The organism is Pseudoduganella buxea, assembly GCF_009720835.1.
GTDB lineage: Bacteria > Pseudomonadota > Gammaproteobacteria > Burkholderiales > Burkholderiaceae_D > Rugamonas > Rugamonas buxea.
Map to the genome: position 1 here is coordinate 1 of NZ_WNKZ01000121.1, position 13633 is coordinate 13633.

Below are 13633 nucleotides of genomic sequence, written 5' to 3' on the forward strand. Positions count from 1 at the left end.
CGGCCGGGCCGGTGCCGTGGCGGGCAAGGCAGGCGCGGGTTCCGCCGGCGGCAGCACGATGGCCGGCACGCCGGCTGCTGCCTGGACGACGGGCCCCAGGTGCGCCGTGACCGTCAACGGAATCGTCCACGTCGCGGCCTGGCCCAGCGCCCGCGGCGCGGACGAAGACGTGACGTCGGACGTATCGGATATGGCATCGGCCACCTGCCCTACCACGGCCGCTTCCAGCGCCGTCGGCGGCACCAGGTTCAGCAGGTCGTCCCGCAGCGCCGCCTGGGCCGGCGGCAGCGACTGCGCCGTGATGTATTTCACCAGGCTGCTGACACGGATGCCTTCGTTGGCCACCCAGCCGATCAGGTCCGGGTCCATGCCGTCCCGCCACACGCTGCCGTCGCGCTGCAGCAGGCGTCCTTCGCCGTCGCGCGCGGGAACGCCCGCGTGGTGCAGCGCCACCACTTCCCACTGGTCGTTGTAGACGGGTGAGCCGGAGGAACCGGGTTCCGTGTCCGTGACATAGTGGGCATAGTCGTCGAACAGGTCGACCAGTTCGTTCGAACGCAGCACGATCTGCTTGGCTTCGCCGCGCGGGTGCTGGACGATGTTCAGGTGCTCGCCCAGCAAGGCCTTGCCTTCGGCCCCGATCAGCCGCGACCAGCCATAGCGGTTCAGTGCGATGCCCCGGCTCGAGCGCTCGCCCACGGCCACCAGGGTAAAGTCCAACTCCGCGCTCGTCATGAAGAAGCGGGCCGGTTCCAGCGCGAAGCCGACGATGGGCAGGGGCCGGCCGTGGCGGTCGTTCTGGTAGTCGAATTCCACTTCGCTGGCGGCCGCCGCGTCCGCGCTGTCGAGCACATGGTGATTGGTCAGCAGCAGCGTGGGCGACACCATGAAGCCCGTGCCATAGCCGACCGAGCGGCCCAGCGACGAGCGGATATTGATGCGGCCGACGAAGCGGGCCACGGCCAGCGCCAGCTCGACGAAGTTGATGTCGACGAAGTCGGCCGAACCCAGCACCCTTTCCAGGCCGATGGTTTCCGTCAGCCGGGGTGCCAGGGCCGGCACGACGGCCAGGGACCGCATGGGCGCCTTGGCCGCCATCGCCAGCCGGCCCAGGCGGGCCTGCACCCGCTCCGGCGACTCGGCCTCGACTGCCTTGCCGCGGCGGATGCACTCCGCATTCGGGTTACGTACGGCGGCGCGCCGCTGCCAGCGCTCGCCGGCCGCCCTGGCGATTTGGGTGAAGTCGGCGGTAAATTCCATGGGCATCTCCTGTCGGGAACCGGCGCGCGGATTGACACGTCAGCCGGCACGGACGCGCAGCGCCTCGACGCTAAGGTAGCAATATGGAGGGTATTCGCGCACTGCTTGCGTCCTGCAAGCCATGATGACAAATTTTTACCGGAACGACCAGTACAACTTGTATCAGGCAAGCCGGATGCACGCGTCGGGGCACGGTTCGGCTGCAAGGTCCGTCCAGCGCAGGACGGGCCCGGCGGGTCCGGGCCCCGGAGGGTCAGGCCGCGCGGGGCGGCATGGCCCGCAGCGCAGCCAGGATGGCATCGAACAGCGGCTTGGGGCGCAACGCCTCGTCGTACGGCGTGCCGCGCATCGTCAAGCCATCCTTGCGGGGCGCCTCGTCCCACGTGCGCAACCAGCTGACGTGATCGGCCATGCCCCACATGACGAAGTCCGTCACTTGCGGGTAGCTCAACGTCAGGTCGAGATAGTCCTTCGCCAGCGCTGCCACGCCGGCATCGCGGCGGGCGATATCGCCGGGCAGTTCGCGGTCGTTGACATCGAATTCCGTGATCAGCAGGCGGTAGCCCATGCCGGTGACGGCATCGAGGAAACGGCGCCATTCGCGCCCCGCGTCCTTGCCGTCGCGGACGTCGTCCCAGGACCCGATATGGCTCTGCAGGCCGACTGCGTCGACCGGCGTGCCCTTGGCCTTCAGCGCCTCCAGCAGCTTGAGCACGCCGGCCCGGTGTTTCGCGCTGCCGGCGTCGCCCCGCATATAGTCGTTGTAGACCAGCTGGGCATGGGGCGCGTGGGTGCGGGCCAGGCGGAAGCACAGGTCGATCTGGTCGATGGCACCGAGCCTGCGCGTGAAGGCATTGGCGCGCAAGGCACCGTCAGCGGGATCGACCGCCTCGTTGACGACATCCCAGCTGTAGACATCCCTGCCGAAGTGCTCCGTCACGGTACGGATGTGCGTGGCCAGCAGCCGCTCCGCCCCGGCGGCCGGCCGGGCGCCGAAATCGTGGGACTCGATCCAGGCCGGCAGCCACTTGCCCGGCTGCCAGACCAGCGTATGGCCGCGCCGCTGCAGGCCTTCCCGCCCGGCCCAGGCGAACATGGCGTCGGCGGCGGCGAAATCGTAGGCACCGGGCCGGGGTTGCAGGGCCTGCCATTTGGTTTCGTTCTCGCAGACGATGACACCGCACTGCCGCGCCGTCAGGGCCCGGTAGGCGGCATTGCCGAAGCGGTCCGGCGCGTGGGCCATGGCGTTTCCGACCCGCAGGCCCCTGGACGCGGCAGCCTCCTTCAACGTGGCCTGCGCGGCATGGACGTTACGGTAAGACAGCGCCGCGGCGGCGGCCAGCGCACAAAGCGCCTGGCGGCGATCGATGGTCATGGTGTCTCCTGATCTTTTGGTTAGCCCCCGGCATGGGCCGGAGGTGTCGCAAATGTTATACCAATGAGTATCCGTCTTAATGTTACGTATATCAATACGCGGCTTTGACACGATGCCAGTTGTTTTACAGCCACAGCTGTCGTTGCGACGCCAGCGGATGGCACTGTCGGCGCGTCTATACCAGCGCCGCCATACAGGGGAAATCGACGGAAACGATCATTGTCCTGGTCGCCCCCCAGCGGCAAGCAATTGACGCCCCAACCGGGGCGTGCACGACAACGCGGCGCGCGGCCGGCACCACGCGGTATCGCAAGACGAGAGTCGCTGCCGGGTTCGTACGGAGCGGATTAACAATGATTGCGCAAACAACGATTCTCGTTCGCGCCAGGGACCGTCATAAGACGGGGAAATGCAATGACCGCCTCTCGGGAGACAGCTGCGGCTGCCGTGACGCGGCTCTTCTTCGCGGGCGGTGCCTGGGCCCAGCAGTCGACGCTCGAAGCACCGGCCAGGGACAGTGTGTCGTTGTCAACGGGCAGCGCTTCGCTGGAGGGATGGGGCGGGCCTGGTTCGTCACGGGGCCGCGCTACACGGTGCAGGCGCAATACTCGTTCTGAACCGGGAGCGGTGCCGGCGGCGGTGGCAGTTATAGTAAGCCCCTCGCGTCCCGGAACGGAGCACAGGAGCAAGCATGACCGCACCGCTTCACCATGCCGGTTTTTTCGGCTTCGACGTCTTCGGCACCGTCGTCGACTGGCGTTCGGGCGTGGCCCGCGCCGCCCGGCCCTTCCTGCAACGGTACGGCATCGGCGTCGACCCGTTCGCCTTTGCCGACCAGTGGCGCGCACTGTACCAGCCGGCCATGGAGCAGGTTCGCACCGGCGCGCGGCCGTGGGTGCGCCTGGACGTACTGCAACGCGAGAACCTGGAACTGCTGCTGGCCCGTCATGGCGCCGATGTCGCCACGCTTGCCGAGGACGAACTGGCGGACCTGAACCGTGCCTGGGAACGGCTCGACCCGTGGCCGGACGCGGTAGCGGGACTGACCCGCATCCGGCGCCGCTTCCCCATCGGCACCGTGTCGAACAGCCATGTCGCCGGCATGGTGCAGCTGGCCCGCTTCGGCGGCCTGGCCTGGGACGCCATCCTGGGCGCCGAGATGGCCCACGACTACAAGCCGCAGCCGCAGGTCTACCTGAAGTCGGCCGACGTTGCCGGCGTGCCGCCGCATCGCTTCGTGCTCGTGGCGGCGCACAACGGCGACCTGCGTGCCGCGCGCGCGTGCGGCCTGCGCACGGTCTTCGTGCCCCGCCCCCTGGAACACGGCCCGGGACAGGACACCGACCTGGAAGCGGAAGACGACTGGGACCTCGTCGCCGGCGATTTTCTCGAACTGGCCGACCTGCTGGGCTGCCCCTGACGGGGCCTACCGGTCCAGCGGCCGCGTCAGCCGGTAGCGCGCCAGCGCCGCCGCGCCCACGGCCACCGCATCGGCGCCGAACTCCGACGTACGGATTTCCGGCGGCGCCAGCACCGCGGCGGCGGCGTAGTCGGCCAGCACCCGGCGTGCGGGCGCGATGAAGGTGTCGCCCAGGCGCAGCGCCGGGCCACCGATACAGATGGCCATCGGGTCGAAGCTGGCCCACAGGTTATTGAGCAGCACGCCCAATTGCCGGCCTGCCTCGTCCACGGCCGCGCAGCTGGCCGCCTCGCCCTGCTCCACCCGCCCGACCAGCGTTTCCAGTGCCGCATAGCTGGGCCGTTCCTCGTCCAGCACGGTCGCCAGCAGCGCACCCAGGCCGATCAGCGCATCGGCGCAGCCGCGCCGGCCGCAGGAACAGGTGGGGCCGTCCACCTGCAGGATCGCATGCCCCACTTCGCCGGCGAAACCGCGCAGCCCCGTCAGCAGCCGGTCGCTGACGATGACGCCGGCGCCGACGCCATAGCCGATCGACAGGTAGACCAGCGGATCGGTGGCCGACTGCGGCGTGAACTCGAATTCGCCCAGGGCCGCCACGTTCGCCTCGTTCTGCATATAGCGCGGCAGGCCGGCCAGCGGTGAGCCGGCCAGCCGCGCCGCCAGCTGGGCGCCCACGTCGACATTGCGCCAGCCCAGGTGCGGTGCGTGCCGCAGCACGCCGGATGCTTCGTCGACGGCGCCATGCAGCCCGATGCCGATGCCCAGCACGCGGCGCGCGCCGCCGGCCGCGTTGCGGCGTGACAGCCGCCGGGCCAGCGCGATCAGGCCGGTGCCCGCCAGTGCGATGCAGCCGGGAGCATCGTTCGGGTCCTGGTACGGCAGCACGACGCTGTCTACCACCCGGCCCAGCAGGTCGGTGGCGACGACGCGGGCCTCGTCGATGCCCACTTCCGCCCCCAGCAGGGCCAGGCGCCCGCCATCGAGGTGCAGCGGCGTGGCGCGGCGCCCCACTTCGCCCGTCGTGAGCAAGTCGCTTTCGGCCAGCCAGCCTTCGTCGATCAGTTCCCGCGCCAGCAGGCTGACGGTGGACTTGGTCAGCCCCAGTACCTCGGCCAGCGCGGCCCGCGACAGGCCCGGCGCGGCGCCGACCTGGCGCACCAGCGCCATGCGATTGAGTTGTTTCAGCAGTTGCTGGTCACCGGTGACGGGCATGAACGTGGCTTCCGTGGATATTGTGAGAATTATGCAACAGCCCCGCGCAACGGCACAGGGTCATTTGCGCGCCCGGCGGAACCGGGCCGGACCGGACACCTGCCCGTTGCACGGCAGCCGGGCGCGCAAACGATTTCACCGAAGTCCTTGATTTGAATATGAAAACGATTTCTTGAACCGCCGCCGGCCCCTTCGCCCGGCCGGAGACAGCCGGAAGTAAATGCGATGTTTAACGATCATCGGCGTGACAATCCCCTTATTACTAAACTATTTAATTGGTTCGTCCGATTGACCAATTGCCGCCTTCCTCCGTACCCTGTCGAGATGACGTTCGGTCCACGAACGCGCCCCCGCCACGCAACCATCGGTCGATACAAGCATGTGGCGGGACCGGTGAGTGCAGTACCACCAAGGCCGGCCCACCGGGTGCGGCACGCCAATTCGCGAAACGAGAGGAGACATTGTGCTGGAGTTGAAAACGGGGGCCCTGCCCCAACCGAAAACAAGATATCGCCTGATCACGCTGGCCGTGGCCGGTGCCTGCGCGGCGCTGGCCATGCCGGCCTGCGCACAGGAGGCCAGCAGCGGCGCCGGCGCCGCTGGTGCCACCAGTGCCGCCGCGCCGGTCGCCGTGGACGCCGCCCAGGCCACCGCTGCCCAGGCGGGCGACCCGATGGAAGCACCGAAGGTCGTCGTCAAGGGCATCCGTGCCAGCATGCAGTCGACCTTGAACCTGAAGCGCAACTCGGACGGCATCGTCGACGGCATCGTCGCCGACGATATCGGCAAGTTCCCCGATACCAACCTGGCCGAATCGCTGCAGCGCATCAGCGGCGTGTCGATCGACCGCAACCGGGGCGAAGGCGCCCAGGTGACGGTGCGCGGCGTCGGCCCGGACCTGAACATGGTGCTGCTGAACGGCCGCCAGATGCCGACGGCGAACCTGGAGGACCTGGCCGGCCGCGCCTTCGATTTTTCCAACCTGGCGTCGGAATCGATCTCGCAGATCCAGGTGTATAAAAGCTCGCGCGCCGACACGCCGCCAGGCGGCATCGGCGCCACCATCAACATCATGACGGGCCGCCCGCTCGACATGGGCCGGCAGGCCAGCGTCGGCGCGAAGGTGGTCTACGACACGTCGAACCGCCACCTGCCGGAAGAGGACAAGGCCAAGCGTTCCTACACGCCGGAGATCTCCGGCATCTACAGCACCACGTGGAACGACGGCATGTTCGGCCTGGCCGTCAGCGCCAGCTACCAGGAGCGCAACCTGGGCATCAACCGCGCCTCCATCACGAATGGCTGGCAAGGCCCGTTCCGGGGCGACGAGAACAGCTGGGGCGCGATTCCCCAGCCCGGTGCCACGGGTGCGGCCGACATCATCAACCGGCCCGACCCCACAGACGTCTACTCGGTGCCGCAGAATATCTCCTACTTCATGCGCGGCACCCAGCGCCAGCGCACCAACGGCCAGCTGACCCTGCAGTTCCGCCCGAACAAGGACCTGACGACGACGCTGGACTACACCTATTCGCAGAACAAGATCCAGACCAAGTACCACGAGCTGTCGGCCTGGTTCAACTTCGGCCCGTCCGTCAGCAAGTGGACGGACGGCCCCATCGCCTCGCCCATCTACTACCAGGAAAACGTGTCCAACCAGGACATCGCCATGAACGGCGGCGACTACGCCACCAAGGCGCAGAACAACTCGATCGGCTTCAACGCCCAGTGGAAGGCGTCGCGCGACCTGAGGTTCAATTTCGACGTGCACCATTCCACCGCCAAGGCGATGGCGGACAGCCCGTTCGGCTCGAACAACGACCTGGCCACCGTCAGCTTCAGCCGGGGCAACACGCGGGTCGACTTCAGCAACGAGATGCCCGTGCTGTCGATCGAGGGGGCCGACTTCGTGCGCGCGCCCATGCAGGTGAGCGGCTCCTGGTTCCAGAACGGCCTGCAGAAGATGGAGATCGACCAGGTCCAGGCCAGCGGCAAGCTCAATGTGTTCGAATCCTCGTCCGTCAACTTCGGCCTGTCTGCGACGAACGTGGAGAACCGCTCGGCCTTCCAGCAGGTCCAGCGCGACACGTGGGGCGGCGCCACCACGCCGGCCGATTATCCGCAGGACCTGTGGCGCGCCGACACCTTGGGCCAGTACTTCAGCAAACTCGGTGGCTCGGGTGACCCTGCCCTGTTCCAGCAGATCCACCTGTTCGATTTCGCCGCCATGCGCCAGCGCGCCGCCGACGCGACGGGCATGCCGGAAAAATACCTGCCGAGCCTGGCCGATCCGGACTATGACCGCCGCACCACGGAAAAGAGCCGCGCCCTCTACCTGCAGTACAACACCGAGTGGGATACGGCCATGCCGATGCACACGGGGATCGGCCTGCGCTACGAAAAGACGGATGTCACGTCGACCGCCCTGTCGCAGACCGTGTCGGGGGGCACATGGGTGGCGCAGAACGAGCTGCCCTTCGTCTTCAGCGGCAAGGAGTTCACCACCCTCTCGGGCAAGTACCACAACCTGCTGCCAAGCCTGGACTGGGACATGGACGTGCGCTCCGACCTGAAGGTGCGGGCCAGCTATGGCCACACCATCGGCCGGCCGCGCTACGACCAGATCCAGGGCGGCACCACCATCAACCCGACCGGCACCGTCAACGGCGGCACCGGTTCGCGCGGCAATCCGGCCCTGAAGCCCGTCAAGTCGAAGAACCTGGACCTGTCGGCCGAATGGTATTACGACCGCCAGAGCGTGGTGTCGCTGGGCCTGTACTACAAGAAGCTGGACAATTACGCGGGCCAGACGGTGCTGGACGAAACGTCGGCCGGCGTCACCACGCCCGTCGGCGGCAAGTACTGGAACGCGGCACTGGCCTCGGGTTGCATCGCCACCGATACGAACTGCCTGCGCAACTACATCTTCCGCAACTTCAACGGCCAGGACGGCGTGACGCGCGGCCCCGACAACGCCGCCGGCAATGCCACCGGCACCATCCGCGGCATCGCGGGCGACCCGATGGTCCATTACGACATCACCACCTTCGTCAACGAGAAGGCGGCCACGTTGAAGGGCGCGGAGATCAACGTCCAGCACATGTTCGGCAACAGCGGCTTCGGCGTCCAGGCCAACTACACCTACGTGAAGTCGGACCTGCAGTTCGATAACGCCAGCAAGGGCAACCAGTTCGCACTGGTGGGCCTGTCCGACTCGGCCAACCTGATCGGCATCTACGAGGATGCCAAGTGGTCGGTGCGGGCTGCATACAACTGGCGCGACAGGTTCCTGTCCTCCGTCACGGACCAGGTCGGCCCGAACCCGCAGTATGTCGAGCCGTATGGCCAGCTGGACCTGTCGATCGGCTACAACGTTTCGCCGAACCTGGCGCTGTCGTTCGAGGCCATCAACGTCACGGACGAGACCATGCGGGTGCACGGCCGCACGAAGATGATGGTGCTGTCGGCAACCCAGTCCGGACCGCGCTACATGATCGGCGCGCGCTACAAGTTCTGATGCCGCGGCGGCGCGCCGGCAATCGGGGCGCCGCCGTCATCTTCGCGACTTCTTCCCGGCTATTCACGCGGGCGTGCCGTACGGCAGCCGCCATCGCCACGCCCGGAAATCCGCCCTGGGCCGGACGCACTGCGTAATGCGGGCGTAGACAAATCCAAATCGTGCATATGTGTGCAGGTACGTGCATTTTCGTGCAATCGCCGCTATACTTGCCTGCGGCGGGCGTGGGCCCGCACCACCGGGAACCCCTGATGAGACCACAGACCATCCTGATCGCCGGGCCCTACCGCAGCGGCACCGGCGGCGACGCCCGACTGATCGAAGCGAACCTGAAGGCGCAGGAACTGGCCGCCTGGCAGGTCTACCGCAAAGGCCACCTGCCCTTGATCGGCGAATGGGCGGCCTTGCCGCTTGCCGCCGCCGCCGGCCTGGGCAGCGCCGGGGCGGCCGTGCCCAGCCAGTTCCTGTACGACGTGGCCGCCCGCATGATCGCGCGCTGCGACGGCGTCTACCGCATAGCCGGTGCGTCGGCGGGCGCGGACGGCGACGTGCGCCGCGCCCGCGAACTGGGCCTGCCCTGCTACGACAGCCTGGACCAGCTGGCCGACGCCGACGGCACCGTCCCGTGAGGCCTTACACGGCCTGCTTGTCCACGCCGAACAATTGGGAGCGCACGGTCGGCTGGATCGTCGACAGCATTTCCGGGTGTCCCTGCGTGGCATAGTCGGCCGCCAGCGCGCCGCCGTAGGCCGACGATGCGCTGCTTTCCAGGAAGGCCGCCGCCAGGTGCGTGCTGACTGCCCACGACGACAGCGTGCTGTCGGCGGCGCGGGCGCTGTCGAAGGCGCTCACCAGCGCCTTGAAGTCGTAGATGCCGACGCCGTTGCCGCCGCTGTCGTGCAGTTGCAGCCGGCCGATACCCTTGGCCGCTTCCGACGCATACCAGTCGCGCAGGGCGATGCTGTCGCCGCCGCCGAACGAGAGCAGCAGGTTGTTGGCCGATTTCGCCATCGTCAGGCCGGCCAGGCCGGTGGCGGCCGACAGCGACAGGGTGGCGTTCGAACCGGTCGAGACGACGGTATCGGCGCCGCCGCCGCTGCCGTAGGCAATGACGTCGGCCCCGCCCTTGGTGCTGAGGAAGTCGTTGCCCTTGCCGCCATACAGGAAGTCCGCCGCCGCGCCGCCCGTCAGCGTGTCGTCGCCGTCGCCGCCGTCGAGCAGCGCGGACTGCGCTTCGGCCGTCTGCTTGTCGTTGCCGCCACGTCCGAAGGCGGCATAGCGGTCGGCCGTGAAGGTGACGTTGTCGGCCCCGGCGCTGCCCGGCTGCATGCCGGCGATCTGCGCCATCGTCAGCACGCTGCCGTCGGCGAACTGGAAGCGTTCCAGCTGGAAGTCGGTCGACGTGTAGATCCCGGCCGTGACGGTGAACTGGTCGCCGCTGGCGATGGCCGGATTGTTCGGATCGGCCAGTCCGACGATCAGGTCGAACTCGTGGCGGCTGACGATCAGGTCGCCCTGCGTGATGCCGGCACCAAATACGACCCGGTCGGCCAGCGCCGTGGGGCCGTTGTCGAGTATCGTGTCGCGCCCGTCGCCGCGGTTGAACAGGTAGGTCGTGGCACCGCCGTTGATGACCATCCTGTCGTCGCCGGCGCCGCCCGCCACCTGCGTGTTGCCCGACGCCGGCAGCACGGACGAGGCATACAGCACGTCGTTGCCGGCGCCGCCGTCGATGGTGTCGCCGCGGGCGACGAAATGCACCGTATCGTCGCCGGCGCCGCCCCGCATCAGCCGCCCGGCGCCGGTAAGGCCGTCGATCGAATCGTTGCCGCCGCCGGCGTCGATGGTCAAGGTGCCGTTATAGGCATTGATGGTGTCGTTGCCGTCGGTGCCCACGATGTGCGCCGCCAGGGACTTCAGGTGCGCCGCGTTCCACGTCGTGCCGTCGGCGAACACGACTTCGTTGAGCCAGTTCGCGTGGTGCCAGTAGTCCAGCGTGATCGATTCGCGCCGCGCCGGGTCGGCCGGATCGGCAATTGTCAGCAGGAGATCGTACTGGGTACGCTTGACGGTGACGTGGCCCGGATCGATGCCGGCGCCGAACACGATGCGGTCGGGGGCGATACCCCAACCATACTGGGTGGCGATGGTATCGTTGCCGTCGCCGCGGGCATACAGGAAGGTTTCGCCGCCAACGCTGCCGCGGATCCAGTCGTTGCCGGTGCCGCCGATGACGGTGGTCCGCTGGTCGGCCCCCTCACCATAGCCCTCGATGGAGTCGTTGCCGCTACCGGCGTCGATCATGGGCGCGGCGTCGGAATGGTAGGTCACCGAGTCGTTGCCCGTGCCGCCGATGATGGTGCCACCGTAGACCGACGAGACGGTGTCGTCGCCGCCGGCGCCGTCGATCAGCAAGGTGTCGCGGTAGCCCGTGAGCGAATCGGCCGCCGCGGTGCCGATGCGCCGGCTGGTGACCTCGGTCAACGCGGCCCCGCCGACCGTTGACCCGTCGGCGAATTCGAAGCTGGCGATGCGCTTGCCGACACCTTCTTCGCTCTCGTCGAACCAGCGCATGAAGGTGATCGACTCCTGCGCCGTGGCGTCCTGCGGGTCGGCGATATACATCACCAGTTCCTGGTTGCGGCGCACGAAGGTCACGTGCTCCTGTACGATGCCCGGGCCCAGCACGAGGCGGTCGACCTGGTCGGTGTACCAGGAATCGATGACGTCGTTGCCGTCGCCGCGGCGGTACAGGTAGGTATCCAGGCCCGCGCCGCCGTTGAAGGTGTCGTTGCCCTTGCCGCCGTCGAAGGTCACGCTTCCATCCATCTCCTCGTCCCACAGGGGCCGGAAGCTGTCGTCGCCGTCGCCGCCCATCAGCAGGACATCGGCGCTGGCTCTGCTGTACAACACATCGTTGCCGGCGCCGCCGTCGAGCGTGTCGCGGCCTGCCCCGGTATCGGTGGCCAGGTAGTCGTCGCCTTCCAGGCCTTGCACCAGCATGGGTGCGTCCACGTCGACCCAGTCCATCAGGTTGTCGTCGTTGGCCGTGCCCCGCTCGACCCCGGCCACGCTCGCTTGCTTCTCGACGATGGCGCCATCGGCGAACACGATGCGCTCGACCGGGGCACCGGCGAAATGTCCAGTCACCGTCAGCCAGTCGGCGCCGTGGTGAACCAGCAGGTCGGCCCCGCTGCGGCGGATCGTCACGTCGGAAAGATCGAGGTCCGTAAACAGGATCGTGTCCTGGCCGCCGATGTCGGCAACCGTGTCGCTGCCGTCGCCCGCCGCGACGACATAGGTGTCGTCGCCGCTGCCGCCGAACAGCCGGTCGTTGCCCTGGCCGCCGACGATCTCGCTGGCGTCGTCCACGGTGGCGGGGTCGCCGTCGCCGGCGTCGATGGTGTCGTTACCGCTGGTGCCCAGCAGCTGCCGGACCGCGGCATCCTGGAACACTGCTGTACTGGTCAGAAATTCTCCTTTGCCGGCTGGCACCGGCGACGGCGCCAAAAAACGTTCCTGCCGCATTTGGCCGGAATCTTGCGCCGCGTGCCGGCGTATGCCAGATTTATTGCCGAGAGTATTGGACATTATTTTCCCATTTTTGAATTTAAAATACCGGTGGATCGCCGCGCTGGAAATCCACGGCCACGCAAAAGTTATTCCAGGAAAGATTCTGCGGGGATTCCAGCACGGGAGAATCAAGGAAAATCAAAGGAAAGAAGCTGGCGTTGTGGAGATGAAACGGGGGATTTGCGCACTCAGGCTTGAATGACAAAAGTCGCGTTCATTTAAAACAAGGTCTCTTGCATTTAATACAGTCCCGATTAATCCGGTGATAATGCGCTATTAATTCCGAAGGAATCGACCATTCGCGGCTCAACGTTCGCGAGCCGCTTCGGCCGATATCTTGCGCAGCGGCGACAGCAGGTAATCCAGCACGGAACGGCGGCCCTGGTGCAGTTCGGCCACGACCTGCATGCCCGCCGCCAGCGGCAGCGCCGCGCCGTCCGGGCCGCGCAGGGCCTGTCCGTCCAGGCGGATACGGGCACGGTACAGCGTGGCCCGCTCGGCCTCGCGTGCCGTGGCGGGACTGCCTGCGGCGCTGTCGGCGACGCCTGCGTCCAGGCCCAGGTGCACCACCCGGCCCGTCAGCATGCCGTGGCGCTGGAACGGGTAGGCCGCCAGCTTGAGCTGGACGCGCTGACCCACGCGGGTAAAGCCGACATCCTCGTTGCGCACCCCGACGTCGGCATACAGGGCATCGGGCGGCACCAGGGTCATCAGCGTCGTCCCCGGTTGCAGCACGGCGCCCGGGGTCGTCGTCGCCAGGTCCTTGATGACGCCGGCCTGGGGCGAACGCAGGGCTGTCAGGCCGGCCCGGTAGTCGCTGCGTTCCAGGTCGGCCTGCAGGCGGGCACGCCGGGCCCGCAGTTCGGCCCGTTCGCGCTGCAGTTCGCTGCGCCAGCCGCTGTGCAACTGGCCGATGCGCTGGCGCTGGGCGGCAATGCCTTCGGCCAGCGCCGCCACGGCAGCGCGCTGGGCCTGCAGGTCGTGGGCCTTTTCCGTGGCCTGGCGCGCCTTGTCGACGGCGGCCAGGCTGCCCATGAAGCCATCCTGGTGCAGCCGCGCGTAGGCATCGGCGCTGCGCTCGTAATCGGGCAAGGTCTGTTGCAGCTTGCGCAGCTGGACCTGCGCCGCCACCCGCTCGTGCGCCAGCCGCGCCAGCTGCGATTCTTCCTGTGCCACGCGGTCGCGCTGTGCCGCCACCTGGGCCGCGCCCTGGGCCGCCACCAGCCCGAACAGGCCGGGATCGTCGCCGGGCTGGCGCACCATGGCCACGCCGTCC

Annotated in this window: 9 protein-coding genes; 4 read left to right on the top strand and 5 right to left on the bottom strand. The window is 67.8% G+C overall.

Features of this window, described 5'->3' with window-relative positions:
- Together GM672_RS25025 and GM672_RS25030 are read right to left on the bottom strand one after the other, a co-directional pair.
- On the bottom strand, positions 1-1260 hold a 1260-nt coding region (locus tag GM672_RS25025), incomplete at its 3' end, for a trypsin-like serine peptidase (RefSeq protein WP_170300233.1).
- Positions 1261-1513: 253 nt separating this feature from the next.
- A complete protein-coding gene (locus GM672_RS25030) occupies positions 1514-2635 on the bottom strand; it encodes an endo-1,4-beta-xylanase (RefSeq protein WP_155473246.1) in 1122 nt (373 codons plus the stop codon).
- A 691-nt stretch (positions 2636-3326) separates the two neighbouring features.
- Between GM672_RS25030 and GM672_RS25035 the strand changes: the two genes are divergently transcribed.
- On the top strand, positions 3327-4055 hold the full coding sequence (locus GM672_RS25035) for a haloacid dehalogenase type II (protein ID WP_155473247.1): 729 nt from the start codon (positions 3327-3329) through the stop codon (positions 4053-4055).
- 6 nt (positions 4056-4061) lie between these two features.
- On the opposite strand, the gene GM672_RS25040 is transcribed toward GM672_RS25035, so the two are convergent.
- Complete coding sequence (locus GM672_RS25040; protein WP_155473248.1) at positions 4062-5267, bottom strand: ROK family transcriptional regulator; 1206 nt, start codon at positions 5265-5267, stop codon at positions 4062-4064.
- A gap of 463 nt (positions 5268-5730) precedes the next feature.
- Here GM672_RS25040 and GM672_RS25045 point away from each other — a divergent pair, with 463 nt between their 5' ends.
- The gene (locus GM672_RS25045) at positions 5731-8784 is read left to right on the top strand and encodes a TonB-dependent receptor (RefSeq protein ID WP_229427764.1); all 3054 of its coding nucleotides are present in this window, start codon (positions 5731-5733) and stop codon (positions 8782-8784) included.
- Between the two features lie 251 nt (positions 8785-9035).
- Complete coding sequence (locus GM672_RS25050; protein WP_155473249.1) at positions 9036-9413, top strand: hypothetical protein; 378 nt, start codon at positions 9036-9038, stop codon at positions 9411-9413.
- 4 nt (positions 9414-9417) lie between these two features.
- Here GM672_RS25050 and GM672_RS25055 read toward each other — a convergent pair whose 3' ends face one another.
- Positions 9418-12240, bottom strand: a complete 2823-nt coding sequence (locus GM672_RS25055) for a calcium-binding protein (RefSeq protein ID WP_155473250.1) — start codon at positions 12238-12240, stop codon at positions 9418-9420.
- Between the two features lie 25 nt (positions 12241-12265).
- Here GM672_RS25055 and GM672_RS25060 point away from each other — a divergent pair, with 25 nt between their 5' ends.
- On the top strand, positions 12266-12559 hold the full coding sequence (locus GM672_RS25060; protein ID WP_155473251.1) for a hypothetical protein: 294 nt from the start codon (positions 12266-12268) through the stop codon (positions 12557-12559).
- 104 nt (positions 12560-12663) lie between these two features.
- On the opposite strand, the gene GM672_RS25065 is transcribed toward GM672_RS25060, so the two are convergent.
- The coding region (locus GM672_RS25065) for a beta-barrel domain-containing protein (protein WP_211517422.1) at positions 12664-13633 on the bottom strand (970 nt) is incomplete at its 5' end.

Coding starts and splice junctions, on each gene's coding strand:
- GM672_RS25030 (WP_155473246.1), bottom strand. CDS start 2,635: ATGACCATCGATCGCCGCCAGGCGCTTTGTGCGCTGGCCGCCGCCGCG.
- GM672_RS25050 (WP_155473249.1), top strand. CDS start 9,036: ATGAGACCACAGACCATCCTGATCGCCGGGCCCTACCGCAGCGGCACC.
- GM672_RS25040 (WP_155473248.1), bottom strand. CDS start 5,267: ATGCCCGTCACCGGTGACCAGCAACTGCTGAAACAACTCAATCGCATG.
- GM672_RS25035 (WP_155473247.1), top strand. CDS start 3,327: ATGACCGCACCGCTTCACCATGCCGGTTTTTTCGGCTTCGACGTCTTC.